The organism is Streptomyces sp. CA189, from assembly GCF_056428985.1.
The window spans coordinates 12630-26738 of sequence record NZ_JBWJVM010000030.1 but is presented as its reverse complement, the minus strand read 5'-3'; the positions used below and the strand labels follow the sequence as shown (position 1 = coordinate 26738).

Below are 14109 nucleotides of genomic sequence, written 5' to 3'. Positions count from 1 at the left end.
TGGCGTCCCGGACCTCTTTGGAGTGTTGGGCGAGGGCCCTGTCTGACCTGTACACGCGAACGGAAGGCCCGACAGCTATTTGCTGACGTGCCCCTGTCACAACGGGGGATTCGGTCATAGGCTTCTCGGCGCCACTCCACCGCACTCTCACAAGGAGGCCGAGATGCGCTTTCGACGAGTCCTGATGACCGCGGCAGCATCCGCCGCTCTAGTTCTCGCTCTGCCGGGATCCGCTTACGCTGCAACGGGCAGCACGAGTATGAGCAGCAGCTATGGTCACGCCAGCGCGTCGTGGACCTGGGCGGGCGCGGGTAGTCTCACGAACATCAACCTGTATGTCGAGGACGACAACTGTAATTCCAACCCGGTCTACGCCAAGTTCAAGGTGACCCGGACGAATGGCCAGTACTGGACGACGTCGACCCTGCGCTACGACTACAACGGCTGTAACGGTGCGGGGACGAACCATAACGGTCTCAGCCTCTCGGACAGCTTCAACATCAAGTACATAGCGATCATCCTCTGCAACGAGGAATTTGGAACTGACCCCTGCTCGACCGGTCCGAACTCAGGGGCCAACCCTCTCGGCTGACGCACGCGAGGCTGACGCGGAGTTCCCAGTCTGCCGAGGCCAGGGATGAGGCAGCGGCAGGGGGGACTCCGCTACCGACTCTCCGCCTGAACGAATTGAGCAGCCGCGTTCAAGGCCGTCACGGCTGGCGCGGACTGCGTCCCGCATGGAAGAGGGGCCCGGGTCTTCACCGCGCACGTCGACTTCGCTGCCGAGCTTCGTCCCGCACAGGACTAGTACTCCAGCAGGATTTTGATGTTTTGCCTGGTCAACGGCTTGGGTGTGGGGAGTGTAGCGGGGCGGTGCCGGGAGTGGGACGGGTTCGCGCGGCCCGTCCCGCGAACGAGTGCCCGCGCCGTATGTAGTGACATCGGCGGGCTCTGGCCTGGTGCCGACGGCGCCATCGTGACCAGTTCATGGTGTGGTCGCCCCGTGCAGCAGGATGCCGGTGGGCAGCTGCCAGCAGACGGCGAATCTCGGCTGGTGTGAGGTCCACGAGGTCGGGCGTGTCCCGCTCGCCTCCCCCTTTTCCCTTGCGTGGGCGGCGGTGACGGCCAGGAATGCGTGGGCGAGCATGGCGAGGGTGATGTGGCGGTGCCAGCCGGTGTAGCGGCGGACTTCGTACTGGTCCAGGCCGCGCCCCCACAAACCACCCGCGAGAACCCGATCTCCGGTTCCAGCGGGGACCCAGAACTGACGGTCTGGCGAATTCGTTCCATCAGGTCATGCTCCCAGACGGTGCTCGATACCCGGCCACCAGCACCCGCCAGAACGGCTAAGTCACTCTCGGATCCGAAACAGGTGCCAAGCCCCTCCACGGACTTCCGTGTGCGCCACGTCACTCCGCCCGGTCTCGTGTGCTGGCCTGCCTACGGCGATCCGGGGCCCGCTTCCCGTTCACTGAAGGGACGTCCGCGATCTGCGTCGGCGAGGTGCGGCCCCTTCCGGGGCCGCACGCTTTCTTTTCCTTGCGTGTCAGTGCCAGCCGTGGCCATGGCCTCCGTATCCATAGTCATCGTCGTCGTCCCAGCCGCTGTTGTGGTACCAGCCACCGCCGTGGCCCCGGCCGTAGTCGTCGTCACCGCAGTCGCCGCCGTTGACGTAGCTGACGGACTGGGTCGGGACGGCCGCCGAAGCGGTGCCCGCAGTGCCGAGCGCGGCCCCGCCAGCCATCAGCAGGCCCGCAGCGGACACGACGAAGAGACGCTTCGCTCTCTGTGCGCGCATGTTTACCTCTTTCCTCCACTCCTCGCGGCCCTTGGCTGCTGGAGGAGTGGCCGCACTCGCATGGGCAGAGCCTGCAGCGCGGATGGGTTGCGTAGCCGCATACGAGTAACACGTCGTGACCCGAGGCGCGGTCGAAATCCGCGCATCCCCCAAGGCGGGCACAGCGCAAGGCCGACGCTCGATAGGCGAGGAGTGTGGCTCCGTAGGCGCGTGGCTCGTCATAGCGGCCCTCACTAAGAGGCTAGTCCCGCGTGCCCGGCTCAGCACCTCGGCGCCTCCGGCGGCGGGGGCGCCACCGTGCCGGGCGACCGCCGAGTCGTCCTGCTGCCGGGTCGCGACAGCGATCCCGCCGGCGGCGTGCCGGCATACCGCCTCGCCTGACCTTCCGTGTTGAGCACGACACGGCGGGACTGCTCCGGGCTGCGCCCCGGAGTGGAGCGTGATCGGATCGTCTTCATGGATCATGTGCGCTCTTACCTCGTCCGGGCAGGTGTGGCCGAGGAACGTCGGGCTGCCCGAATCACGGCCGCCTCGTACGCCTCCGACCCCGTGGAGCTCGCCCGGTTCCTCGACATGCTCGGTCTAAACGCAAGCGACGACGGCCAGGGCCGACGCGCGGACCGGCATCCCTGGGCTCCGAACAGCCTTGGACGGGGCAGGAACCGCACCAGTGGCCCACCGGACTGACTCCGTCCTCCCCGGGCATCTCTCCGGACGACCCATCGTGCCACTCGAAGACACGCCATACGGGATCGATGGGTGAGCGCAGCCAAGTGATCGGCTGACCTTCCCCTCGTAGCGTGGAGTTGTGACCAGAGGGGAAGTTGAGGGTGGCCGCCTCTCATGCAGTCGGGTGCAGGCGCCTGGTGCGGTGGCCGAAGGCGTCACCCGCCACGACCGCGCATGCAGCGGTGGCGATGACCAAGGTCAGGTTCAGGTCGCCGCTGCGGGCCAGCGCGCCGGAGGCCAGCAGCGGGGTCAGCGTGGGGATGAACGCGCCGACCAGCAGCACGGACTCGGCCAGTACCGCGGCGGCCAGGATCGCGTACGCGGCTGGAGCGGGAACCTGTCCGATCAGGCCGGTCAGCGTATTCATCGGGCTGCCCCGGCCGTGGCTGCCGCCGGGGCGGTCGGACGTGCGGGACGGCTCAGCTGCCAGACCGATGTCAGGGGGCTGGTCATGAGCTGTGCTGGCGGTGTGTCGTTGTGGTGCTCGCGGTCCGGACCGCTACTTTTTGCTTCAGCAGGGGCCCTGTTCCTCACGACTCCAGGGCCCCTGCTCCGAGCTCACGGGTGTCGTTCTGGGAACGCTCTGGGAGTCGATGACCGTGGCGACCACCCGCGGGGCATTGCCCATGTCACGGAGGATGCGTTCGCGCAGGTAACCGCGGCTCTACCCGACGACGCCGGCCGCGGCCCATCTTTCGGAAGTCTCCTAGGGGTCAGTCTTCAAGAACCCGCGACAGACATCGCGCGTCACCCGGAACCCACCGCCCTCACGGTCGTTGAACAACCGCCTCCAAAGATCTGCATCGAGGCGCGCAGGGCCCCACAGCCGTCACACAGCAGCCGTGGGGCCCTGTGCATGACCTGACGACCCGCCTGCAGGGTCCCTCAGGCTGCCGTGGCGATGGTCGGTTTGGGGGCCTTTTTCTGGGTGATGCGGCAGGTCATGAGGGTGATGGCGGAGAGGTGAAACGGCCCGGGCGGCCGTCAGGCCGCCTGGGCCGACGCCCGGGCGGAAGGACAGGCCGAGGTCGCGGTTGCCGCCATCTCCGCGGGGGCCGGAGGGGCCGGTACGCGGGTGGTAGACGCGACGATCGAGCTCCGGGACTGGAGATCGGCACACAGTGACACCGGAAGCCCCCGCCGCGGGAGCGGACGCCGAAGCAGCGACCCGAGGCCCGGCTACGAACTGGTACTTCAGCAGCTCAATTGTGCGACAGCCGAGATGCGGCCGGAAGGGATAGCGGGGCCAGCGTGAACAAGCCACTCCGGCGCCGCGGTCCACGTACATGGGGGGAGTGAGCTCAGCCTGGCCAGCTGGCCGACGGCCGAACCGGTGATCCTCTCCCCACCCACACCCGCGCTGACCAGGCGAACCGGCGCTCACCCCTCAATCCCAGGTACGCCCTGCCCGACCAACTCCGGCAGTCACCAGCGGCCGGCGGGGAAGGCATGCCCTGACCGCCCGGCCAGCTGCGCCGGGCCAACCCCACCCGGGAGCAGACATGATCCCCAGACGCTTGACGCCCGCACTGGCCGCCGCCGTACTGACCCTGCCCGCAGCCCTTGTCGCGGCACCCGCTGCAAGCGCCAGCCAGACTTCCGCAACCATTACGACACCGGAGTGCGGCAGCATCGAGAGCCTGCGCGCCGGAAACCCCTACTTCGGAACGATCCTGCTGGCCGGTGACAACGCAACGGCCGCTGTGAACGACGCAGTGTTCGGCGTACAGACCGAATCACAGGGCCAACTGGCCTTCGGCCCCGTCACCGGCACCACCACCTTCGAAGGTCAAACCTCGGTCATCGAAGGGCACTGGGCCTCCAGCGCCGGATACGTCTACCAAGTCCTCAACAACTACCGCGTCAGCGACTCCGATCGCACGTCAGTCTCCGGAGAGTACGTCTGCGACCCGGACACCGGAGCAGTCCGCTCCCTGCGCGCACAGGACGTCTCCTACAACATCATCCCCGGCAAATGGGAGGACAACTGCTCACAAGGCTCCTGCGGGCTGATTAAGACCCCCGACACCGAGACCAGCACCGTCAATGCCACCCTCACCCTCGTCTCCAGGAATACACCCTGACAGACCCGATGCCGAGAAGCAGCACCTATGGGTGCGTCATCCACGCGGCCTTCGGGCCGTGCCCGTCGAGCGGAGAACCGTCTTCAAGGAAGCAGCGGCGAGCACACCATCGCCGATCTCGCCGAGCTGTTCTCCGTGAGCCGGGCGACGGTGTACCGGGTCCTGGAGCGCGCCGGGAACGCTGGCCGGTAGGAGAGCGGCCTGGAGGAGTCACTGCGGTGTCGGGTTACGCACGTGGGGGCGTGAAGATCTTCGCCTTGTGGACGCGGCGGCCCTGGTGACGGAGATCCGGGATGATCTGGGTGGCCTTGGTCGAGGTGTCGTACGGCGTGCCGAGCGCCTGTCCCAGGTACAGCACCCGCCGCGGAGCACCGTGCACCGAAGCGCTGCCCGCAACCGCTCGACGGTGGTGTTAGGGGCTGCCGGCTCCCAGTGGGCGTCCAAACGCGGAGCCGGCAGCTCCTTCTTCACGGGGCAGGGCCGGGTGACGGCTGCGTGGATGGCCCTGACCGTGATTCTCGGGGGGAGGGTGAACCACACGGCTAAGGATGGTGCGGCGGATCGGTCCTGCCGCACCGCCCGAATGGGTTACGGCGACAAGAGACCAAGATCAGGGCCCCGCGAAGTGCATTCCTCGGGGCCCTGACCGGTGTCACGTCGGGGGTGGTGTGACGGATGTCCAACGATGCCGGCGAGCGGATGGTGTGCGCCTGTATGGGTGGTTACCCGGGTGGGGCTGCGCGCCCGGAGCGCCTGCCTCCCTGGGTCGGGGCTGGGCCGGCCGCGGGTTCCTGGCACAGTGTGCGGAGGTTCCCGGGGCAGGCGTGGGGGCTGACGCCCGCGACGGCATGCTCGCCCCGGAGCTGTCCAGGAAGGACTTCGGCCGTGATCCCGTATCCCCACCGCATGAAAGGCGGCGCCGCCATGCTCGGAGCCTGTCCGGGTGAGGGAGGCCCCTTCAACCTGTCCGAGTCGGCCGCAGGTGCCGACCGTTCGCGTACCTCCACAGGCAGGTCCAGCCGAAGCTGCACGAGGGAGTGCGTCACCGTCGGCGAAAGTGGTGGCGTGGTCTGGGCGGGGAGCGAGCGGACCACGGCCGCCGTGCGCGGCCGGCAGGGCGGCCTTGGTCCCCGCGGTGTGCCCGGTCCCTCGGCGCAGGAGTAACCCCCCATGGCCAGAACGCGCGTTCAGCCGGGGTCGGATGCGGTTTGGGTGATCGAGGACTCGGCGCAGGCTTTCACAGAACGGGTCTTCGACCCCCTCCGGCTCCGGCCCCTGGTGCTCATCTCCACATCCTGTCTGCCCCCTCATCGACCCCGCCGCCCTGCACCAGCAGCTCGGCGAGATCGCGGTGATGGCCGATGAGGCAGCGAGCTAGGCGCTCAGCGGGCGGCTGCTGCGGATGAGCGCGTGGGGCGGCGCCTTGCGTATCTACCTCCCTGAGCGCGGACCCGGCGGACCCGTGGCAGCGGCACCCGCTCGTCCAGATCAACCCGCGACGCCCTTCGTTCGCCCTCGGGCAGGCCACAGCCCGCATCCGGGCCGCTGCGAGCCTGCCCGCGCCACCCGTGATGCCCGGGAAGGCCACTACTGGCGACGGAGCCGATGGTCGGCGGTGTGACACCGCGACGGCCCGCCTGGTGATACAGCTTGCCGACCGGGACCGGCTCCTGGCCGACCGGGACCGGCTGGTCCGGGAGAAGGACGAGACGATCGCCGTCCTGGGCAGGCAGGTTCAGCAGCTGACCAAGCAGCTTCGTGCCACCGAGCGCGGAACACGGGACCCGGACACGGTCGTGGTGTACGCCGATGCCGAGCGGCAGTTGGGGTGGGAGGGCGGGGGCCGTGTCGCCGGTGCCAACGGCCCAGCCCAGCCCGGGGCGGGGTGACGCCGGTACGGCGCTGATCAGGTGTGCAGGCGCCTGTTGGGGCCGCCGGCGCTTTCGTCGTTGAACCAGTAATCACCGGCAGCCAGATACCGGAACGAATGGGTGCTCTCACTCGGCAGCGCGACCGTGACCGCGCGCTTGCCGTCCTTGCGGGGCTTGAAGGTGTGTGACCGTGGCCTCGACATACGGTTCTGATCCACTTCTTGTGGGGTGGTTGCGGAGGGTGACGATCTTCAGTCAGCGAGGAGTATCTGCAGGCGGAGGAGATCGAATCCGGCACGGCCGTATCCATCCCTCTTGATTCGCTTCACCCGATTTACGTTGCCCTCGACCTTGCCAGAACTCCATTCCAGGGTGAGGCCGGCGGTGACGGCGTCGAAGTCCTGACGGAGGCCGCGAGCCAGGCTCTGTAGAGGCTTCATCCCGGTGGCCTCGGCGAGGCAAGCCACTTCTCCAGGTCGCTGCCTCGGCGCTCGGTCATCATCGCGGCGAAGGAACGGACGCACGCGGCGACGGCGTCCAGTTCGGGACTGCGCGACAGGAGCTTCTTGAGCTTGAGCGTGCTGCTCTCGTCCAGGTTGTCCGGGTGGGATGTGATCAGCCAGGTGGCCGTGCGGATCGTCAGCGTCTTGGGCTTGTCGGGCGCGGGTTTGCCGCTGGCCCGGGTCTCCTGGAGATGCCGGCGCACAGTCCGCTTGCTGCCGGTGAAGCCGAGCTCGGTGATTTCGGCGTGGAGCCGTGCCGAGTCCGTGCAGCCCTCGTTCCAACGCCGGTGGAGGTAGGGAGAGTAGGCGTGGATCTCGCCCTGGCGGCGCGATCCGGTGGCCAGCGACGCGTCCTCGGCAGTGGCTGCGTGCGCGTACCGGCGCACGGTTTTGCGGTCCAGCCCGAGGGTGTCGGAGATCGCCTGGATCGGGACGCCCTTGTCGTAGAGGTCGTGCACGGCGGCGTGACGCTCGCGGCGCCGGATCACGCGCATCCCCTCCGGCCGCACCGGCGCATCCTCCTTGGTGGCGGCCTTCGGCCCGTCGGTGGCGTCAGCGGGGGTGTCCTCGGCAGGCTCGGCGAGGCAACTACGTTGCGTGGCAACGCACTTCTCGATGGCTTCGCACAGGTTCTTCCACAAATGGAAGCGGTCTGCGACCTGGATGGCGTCGGGGCAGGCGGTGCGTACGGCCTCGGCGTAGGCGCTGGCCCGGTCCCGGCAGACGATCTCCGCTCCAGGGTGTGCGCGAAGCCACGTGGTGAGGGTGTCCGCGGCGCGGTCGGGCAGGACGTCGATGCGTTCGCCGGTCTCCATGTTCAAGATGATCGTTCCGTAGACGTGCCCCTTCTTCAGGGCGAAATCATCGATTCCCAGCACACGGGGTGCGGCTTCGACATCCTTGTCCGGGAGCTTGCGTACGAGTCTGAGCAGGGAGTTCGCACTCGTCGGGATGGACAGGTGCCCAGCGAGCCGGGCACCGGGACGTCCGGCGAGCGCCAGAGCGATCTTCTCCAGCGAGCGACGCAGGAGAGGTGTGCGCCGCGCGAACCGCTCAGTGAGCCCGTCCACTTGCTCGACGAACGTGCGGCGAGGGCACTCCACTTCCGGGCAGAGGAACCGTCGCACCAGCAGATCGATCACGACCTCCTGCCCGGCCGTCGCAACGTCGGCAAGACGCCGCCGGTAACCACCATGGACACGGCCGGACACCGCGCCGCAGTCGGGACAAGCCGCCTCGCGCGTCGCCGTTCGCGCCGTGAGGGCTATCCCGCCACTGTCCGTCCTGACCTCGTCCACCACCACGGCGGACAGGTGGGAGAAGGCCGTCGAGAACGCGGAGAACACGCTGCAGTCACACGAACCGCCATCCTTCCAGCCCGCTGTGACGCAACGTCACCGCCCCACAAGAAGTGGATCAGAACCGCACTTCAAGGCCATTGACAGGTGTGGACACCGGGCTGCCAGCCGTTGAAGTCACCCACCACGCTGACCGGGCCGGGCGGTCTGTCCGCGGGAAGGATGAAGGTGACCTCGGTACGGTCCTTGTGCAGCGTTCGCTCCAGGATGGGATGAGCTCCTGACAGCGGCAGCGAGTAGGTTCGCGCCCATCGTCGGCGGTGGGCGCACAGGTCGCACTCCGACGCCGCCACCCCACCCCGACGTCACCCGTCCGCCACAACCGGTGACTTGATTAGTGCGAAGTATCACGCTCCGTGTCAGCGTGGCGGGGAGGAATCCTTCAGCCACACGTCACAGAGGAGTCGCCACGGCACGGGCATGCGCCAGGAGCCGGGCAAAGGCCGCGAAGGGCAGGAATGCCTGCCGCGCCGGGCCCGTCGTCACCAGTCTCGGCGCACTTCATGGACCTGTCGGTCCGTCGAGGAGATAGGGCGCGGCGAAGTCCCGGTAGGCGTCCCTTCGATCGGAGGGCAGGTCCTTCCAGGCTCGATGGTGTAGTTGCGCATCGCGTAGTCGAAGGTGATCTCCTGGCCGGTCGAGATGGGGAGCCGGGCGAGCAGGTCATGAGCCCCGGACGCGTTGGGCCCGATGCCGCAGTTCGGGTCGCAGGAGTGGTTCACCTTCGGCGCCAGACCGCCGTGCCGCACGAAGCGATTCCAGCTGATCTGCGAGGCGTGGGCATCGTTGCGGTCGAGCTCGGCCACGATGACACCGGCCAGAACCAGCTCTCCCGCCCGGAAAGGCCGTGTGGCGAACACCCCTGCCCCTTTGCCCACGGATTCCCGGAGCTCGGCCCCCGGGCCACGGACCGCCGCAGCCAGCGCGGTCGGCACCGGGACGGCAGAGTGTTCACGGTTCATGAAAAGGCTCTTCGGTCGGTCCGGTGGAATACTGCGCGGGGCCGGAGCGGAGGTCGAGCCGCCGGGCGACACCGGAAGCTTCACCAGAGTGCAGGTACACCACACACAACCGCACCAGCCTCCCGCACGCCAGGCGGATACCGGCCTGAGCAGTCCAAGCCGCCCGGGAAGCCTTCCCGGGCCTGCGAGCCAGTCCGGCGGCCATGCGAATCCGGTAAATCGAGGCCCCGAGTGGACATACCACCTCCCCGGTCCCGTACTTCACACAGCGGTGCAGCCTGGGAAGGCACGGCACGCGGCCTAATGGATCCAGTGCTCACGCCCGTCGGGGCGGGCACGCCACCCCATCAGCGGTCGGGCCTCCCGCCGACCAGCAGGGGCACGATCTGACACCAGAACTCGACTGCTTCCCGCGGCGATAGTGCTCACCTGCTGGCGGCTACGGAACCGAGCATTCCCCAACCCCGTAGCTCCCATTAGGCGGCTCTCCAGTCCGCCGCGGATTCTGGCTTTCCGTCAGGCAGGGCTGGACTGGTGCCGTTCGGTGCCGAGGATCCGTGCGGCGGTTCCCCTGCCATGGGGGGCCTGGACAGCGTCACAGCGGGCGACGTCTTGTACGCGGCGGACTGCGGCGGGGCGGCCCGTTCAAGGAAGCGCAGCAGTTCGACGGGGAAGGGCAGGACGAGGGTGGAGTTCTTCTCGGCGGCGACTGCGACGACGGTCTGCAGCAGCCTGAGCTGGAGGGCGGCTGGCTGGCCGGACATCACGGCGGCGGCTTCCGCCAGCTTCTTGGACGCCTGGAGTTCGGCATCGGCGTTGATGATCCTGGCCCGGCGTTCGCGGTCGGCCTCGGCTTGCCGCGCCATCGACCGCTTCATCGTCTCCGGGAGGGAAACGTCCTTGATCTCCACCCGGTCGATGGTCACGCCCCACTCGACAGCCGGGCTGTCCATCATCAGTTCCAGGCCCTGGTTGAGTTTCTCGCGGTTGGAGAGCAGCTCGTCGAGATCGCTCTTGCCGAGGATGGACCGGAGCGAGGTCTGCGCTATCTGTGAGACGGCGAACCGGTAGTCCTCGACGCGGATGATCGCGTCGACGGGGTCGACAACCTTGAAGTAGATGACCGCGTCCACCCGGACGGTGACATTGTCGCGGGTGATGCCGTCCTGGGCGGGGACCGGCATCGTGACGATCTGCATGTTCACCTTGTGCATCTGGTCCACGCCCGGAACGATCATGGCGAACCCTGGCCCTCGGACCTGTCCGCGCAGGCGACCGAAGCGCAGCACAACGCCCTTCTCGTATTGCCTGACCACCCGGGCTGCCGCTGCCACGTACATCGCGCCGACGGCGCCCGTGAGGGCCAGCGCGGTCAGCAGCTCCTGGACCATACCCAACCATCTCCCTCCAGTGCGACCTCTCCCCTGAATATGCCCACCTCTGCTATCTTTTGACCCTCGTGCTGGGTGAAGCACTGAGGCCGGCCGACGGTACGAGGCAGTGGGCGGTGCATTCCGGCGAGCGACCATCGACGACGCCGTGCCTGCCGAGGCGGTATGCCTCGACGAGGCACTGGACGGGGCGGGTGCGGTCGGTGAGCCAGGGGCCGGTGCCGCTGGCCGTTATCGGGGACTGCGGGGCGGATGACGACCAGCTCGCCGCGCGGCTGCCGGCGGTGCGGGCCGGGCGGTGGCGGGAGCTGACCCGGCTCGTACCTGGCCGTCGCCCGCAACGGGGCGACGCTGGCCGTGGGCGGCGATCTGGCCGGGCAGCACCCGGTGTACTGGCGAAGCCACGGCAGCGCGGTGTGGTGGGCGACGTCCGCTCTGGCGCTGGCCGCCCTCGACGGGGCCCCTCTCGACCCCACCGCGCTCGCCGCGCACCGTCCTGGGGCAGCGCAGCCTCCTGCGGTGCGTCGAACGGGTACCGGGCGGACACCTGCTGCTGCTCGACCCCTCGGGCGCCCGTACGGTGCGGTTCGAGTCGACCGCCTACCGGTGCGTGGATCTGCCGGTGGCCTCGGCGACGGTACGGGCCGCGCTCGGCGAAGCCGTCGCCACCCGTCTCGACGGGCGCCCGGTCAGCGCCGGCCTGGCCGGACTCGACTCCACCACGCTGGCCTGCTTCGCAGCCCAGCGCGGCCCGGTCGCCGCGGTGACGTTCGCCGACGAACGGCTCTGGGACGACGACCTCCCGTACGCGACCCGCACCGCCGCGGCGGTGCCGGGCTTGGCCCACCACGCGGTGCCCGGCACTGCGCACACCGTCTACTACGACGGCCTGGACGAACTGAGCGGGCTGCCGGTGACCGACGCGCCCAACGCGTACGCCATCACCGCCTCGATCGAGCGTGCGGTGCTGGAGACCGTGGCCGCCCACCACCCCGTCCCCGGTCTGCACTTGACCGGCTCGGCGGGGGACGCGGTGCTGTCCGCCCCCTCCTCCTGTGCGACCCAGTTCTCGTATAGCCAATCCGCCAGACAAGTAACGCTGAGTGGTTGTTGTTTGCTGTCCTCGTAGGACGTGACACCGCTCAAGGCCGCACGCGGCGCGCGTGAGGCCATGATCTCGTCTGGACCGACGTGCCGGATCACCCGCACGGATGCAGAACCCGCGCCGGCCGACGTCGTTAGACATCCGTCACACACTCACCCCCGACGTGACGTGACACCGAGCAGGGGCCCCGTGAATGGACACCGGGGCCCCTGCTCAACCGCCATCGAACCGATCTACCCGCGGCACTCAGGGTTGGAGGGCCCAGCGGGCGACCCGTGCGCGCTCGCGCGGCCGGGACGCAGGCCGCCGCAGGGCCCGCACCGCGTCGGCGAGGTGCGCGATAGGCCTCCGGGGTGGTCTGCGCCCTCAGCAGCGGCCGGCCACCACCATCCGGCTCCGCGCTCACCGTCTCCAGATACGTCCCGCCCTGGCGGTTCAGCGGCGGACGACGCTGAAGCCGGGGTCGTGGAGAGCGTCGGTCCACACGTCGCGCTCGACCCACTTGTCCCCGTCGGGCAGCATCTGGCGGATCTGCCTCGTCTGGGCCTATTCGTGACCGGTCTGACAGCAACACCGGTTTCCTGTTCCGTTACTACTTGCGTAATCCATTCGGACCTTCCCCTGCTGCGACTCGCCCTCGGTAGGCCGAGCGTGTGAGACATGACCCAGCCCACCAGGAGCAGCGACGCCAGTGCGTCCGACGGCCTTCTCGCCGAGATCAAGGACGCCGTCACCACCCGGGCCGCTCTCCTGGTCCTGGGCGTACTGGCGCTCCAGCTCGCCTTCATCACCTCGTACGTCGGGGCCTTCCACCGCCCCAAGCCGAGCGAGATCCCTTTCGCCGTGGCCGCGCCGGCCCAACCGATCGCCGAGCAGACCGCGAAACGGCTCGCCGCACTGCCCGGCAGACCGCTCGACCCCCGTGCCGTGAAGGACGAGGCGACGGCGCTCCGGCAGATCCAGAACCGGGACGTGGACGGCGCGCTAATCATCGACCCGGCCGGCACGACCGACAAACTGCTGGTCGCGAGCGGCGCCGGGGCTTCGCTGTCCCAGGCCCTCGAGGAGGTCGTCGGCCTCGTGGAGAAGACCCAGGGCCGCACCGTCAGCGTCGTGGACGTGGCCCCGGCCGCCGCCGGCGACGGGCGCGGCCTGAGCTCTTTCTACCTGGTCGTGGGCTGGTGCGTAGGCGGCTACCTGTGCGCCGCGATCCTCGCGATCAGCGCCGGCGCCCGCCCCGCGAACATCCACCGTGCGATCATCCGGCTCGGCACGCTGCTGGTGTATGCCGTCGCGGCCGGGCTGCTCGGCGCGGTCATCGTTGACCCGGTCCTGGGCGCGCTGCCCGGCAGCATCCTGGGCCTTTGGGGGCTCGGCACCCTCGTCGTCTTCGCCGTCGGCGCGATCACCCTGGCCTTCCAGGGCCTCGCGGGCGTGCTCGGCATCGGCCTGACGATCCTGCTGGTGGTGGTGCTCGGCAACCCCAGCGCGGGCGGCGCCTACCCGTACCCACTGCTGCCGCCGTTCTGGCAGGCCATCGGCCCGTGGCTGCCGCCGGGCGCGGGCACCTACACCGCGCGCTCGATCGCGTACTTCAAGGGCAACGACATCACCGGACCGCTGCTGGTCCTGGCCTCCTGGGCGGTGCTCGGCTGCGCGATCACCCTGACCTGCGGGCACTTTCGCCGTGGCAGGCCGGGCGCCGCGGTCGGCAGCGGGCTCCCCGATGACGTGCCCTCCCTCGCCCGCCCCACGCACGACGGAACGGACGCCCGGTGAGCACCGGCCACAGCGTCGCCGAGGAGCGCATCTACCTCGACCACGGGCTCACCGGCACCAACCGTGACCGCCCCGGCCTCGACCATGCGCTCGCCGCGGTCCGGGCCGGGGACACCCTCGTCGTCCCGAAGCTGGACCGCCTGGCCCGCTCGGTGCCCGACGCCCGTGATATCGGCGACTCGCTCACCGCCCGCGGCGTCAAGCTTTCGCTGGGCGGCGCGCTCTACGATCCGGCCGCAGCCTAAGCTGTCGGCCGGCAGCAGGCCCACCTCGTCAAGGAGTACCGCAGCGGCGAGCACACCATCACGGACCTGGCCGAGCTGTTCTCCGTGTCCGGGCGACGGTGTACCGGGTCCTGGAGCGCACTGGGGGTGCTGCGTAGCCACGCTTGCCCTGGTGAATCGGAGGGGCGGGGCTCGGAGGGCGCTGGGCCCGCCACGGGGCTGTCGGGTTCTGGGGGCCGCGCCGGAGCGGTGGCCGCCGGGTGCGCCATCTCGACTGGGGCGACGCGGCGGCTGGGGAATGGGGG

At 69.1% G+C, this 14109-nt stretch carries 15 protein-coding genes and 2 pseudogenes; 7 read left to right on the top strand and 10 right to left on the bottom strand.

Going from position 1 to position 14109, the window contains the following annotated elements; translation table 11 throughout:
• Positions 1–184: 184 nt before the first annotated feature.
• The gene (locus AC061S_RS22340) at positions 185–592 is read left to right on the top strand and encodes a hypothetical protein (RefSeq protein ID WP_478687717.1); all 408 of its coding nucleotides are present in this window, start codon (positions 185–187) and stop codon (positions 590–592) included.
• Between the two features lie 393 nt (positions 593–985).
• Here AC061S_RS22340 and AC061S_RS22335 read toward each other — a convergent pair.
• The 3 genes and pseudogenes from AC061S_RS22335 to AC061S_RS22325 form a co-directional block, all read right to left on the bottom strand.
• A pseudogene (locus AC061S_RS22335) lies at positions 986–1207 on the bottom strand (IS701 family transposase); the annotation flags it as partial.
• Between the two features lie 339 nt (positions 1208–1546).
• A complete protein-coding gene (locus AC061S_RS22330) occupies positions 1547–1798 on the bottom strand; it encodes a hypothetical protein (protein ID WP_478687716.1) in 252 nt (83 codons plus the stop codon).
• A gap of 841 nt (positions 1799–2639) precedes the next feature.
• Positions 2640–2894, bottom strand: a complete 255-nt coding sequence (locus tag AC061S_RS22325) for a hypothetical protein (protein ID WP_478687715.1) — start codon at positions 2892–2894, stop codon at positions 2640–2642.
• 1135 nt (positions 2895–4029) lie between these two features.
• Here AC061S_RS22325 and AC061S_RS22320 point away from each other — a divergent pair.
• A complete protein-coding gene (locus tag AC061S_RS22320) occupies positions 4030–4611 on the top strand; it encodes a hypothetical protein (protein WP_478687714.1) in 582 nt (193 codons plus the stop codon).
• A 27-nt stretch (positions 4612–4638) separates the two neighbouring features.
• Complete coding sequence (locus tag AC061S_RS22315; RefSeq protein ID WP_478687713.1) at positions 4639–4803, top strand: helix-turn-helix domain-containing protein; 165 nt, start codon at positions 4639–4641, stop codon at positions 4801–4803.
• A 34-nt stretch (positions 4804–4837) separates the two neighbouring features.
• Here AC061S_RS22315 and AC061S_RS22310 read toward each other — a convergent pair whose 3' ends face one another.
• Positions 4838–4990, bottom strand: a complete 153-nt coding sequence (locus tag AC061S_RS22310) for a hypothetical protein (protein ID WP_478687712.1) — start codon at positions 4988–4990, stop codon at positions 4838–4840.
• Positions 4991–6251: 1261 nt separating this feature from the next.
• On the opposite strand from AC061S_RS22310, the gene AC061S_RS22305 reads away from it, so the two are divergent.
• Positions 6252–6500 carry a hypothetical protein gene (locus AC061S_RS22305; protein ID WP_478687711.1) on the top strand — a complete coding sequence of 83 codons (249 nt, stop codon included), beginning with the start codon at positions 6252–6254 and terminating at the stop codon, positions 6498–6500.
• 17 nt (positions 6501–6517) lie between these two features.
• Here the strand turns inward: AC061S_RS22305 and AC061S_RS22300 are convergent, their stop codons facing one another.
• The 6 genes and pseudogenes from AC061S_RS22300 to AC061S_RS22275 form a co-directional block, all read right to left on the bottom strand.
• A complete protein-coding gene (locus AC061S_RS22300) occupies positions 6518–6700 on the bottom strand; it encodes an early set domain-containing protein (RefSeq protein ID WP_478687710.1) in 183 nt (60 codons plus the stop codon).
• A 33-nt stretch (positions 6701–6733) separates the two neighbouring features.
• A complete protein-coding gene (locus AC061S_RS22295) occupies positions 6734–6949 on the bottom strand; it encodes a transposase (protein WP_478687709.1) in 216 nt (71 codons plus the stop codon).
• Positions 6919–8331, bottom strand: a complete 1413-nt coding sequence (locus AC061S_RS22290; protein ID WP_478687708.1) for an ISL3 family transposase — start codon at positions 8329–8331, stop codon at positions 6919–6921. Before AC061S_RS22290 ends, AC061S_RS22295 begins: the two co-directional genes overlap by 31 nt.
• A 101-nt stretch (positions 8332–8432) precedes the next feature.
• Positions 8433–8552, bottom strand: a pseudogene (locus AC061S_RS22285) (isoamylase early set domain-containing protein); the annotation flags it as partial.
• Positions 8553–8825: 273 nt separating this feature from the next.
• Positions 8826–9305 carry an SET domain-containing protein-lysine N-methyltransferase gene (locus AC061S_RS22280; RefSeq protein ID WP_478687707.1) on the bottom strand — a complete coding sequence of 160 codons (480 nt, stop codon included), beginning with the start codon at positions 9303–9305 and terminating at the stop codon, positions 8826–8828.
• Positions 9306–9781: 476 nt separating this feature from the next.
• Positions 9782–10696, bottom strand: coding sequence for a slipin family protein (locus tag AC061S_RS22275; RefSeq protein WP_478687706.1), 915 nt, complete (start codon positions 10694–10696; stop codon positions 9782–9784).
• Positions 10697–11318: 622 nt separating this feature from the next.
• Between AC061S_RS22275 and AC061S_RS22270 the strand changes: the two genes are divergently transcribed.
• From AC061S_RS22270 to AC061S_RS22260, 3 genes are all read left to right on the top strand, one after another.
• Entirely contained in the window at positions 11319–11825 is a 507-nt protein-coding gene (locus AC061S_RS22270; RefSeq protein ID WP_478687705.1) for an asparagine synthase-related protein, read from the top strand.
• 636 nt (positions 11826–12461) lie between these two features.
• Positions 12462–13580, top strand: a complete 1119-nt coding sequence (locus AC061S_RS22265; RefSeq protein WP_478687704.1) for an ABC-2 transporter permease — start codon at positions 12462–12464, stop codon at positions 13578–13580.
• A complete protein-coding gene (locus tag AC061S_RS22260) occupies positions 13577–13825 on the top strand; it encodes a recombinase family protein (protein ID WP_478687703.1) in 249 nt (82 codons plus the stop codon). The genes AC061S_RS22265 and AC061S_RS22260 overlap by 4 nt, the downstream gene beginning before the upstream one ends.
• Positions 13826–14109: the final 284 nt, after the last annotated feature.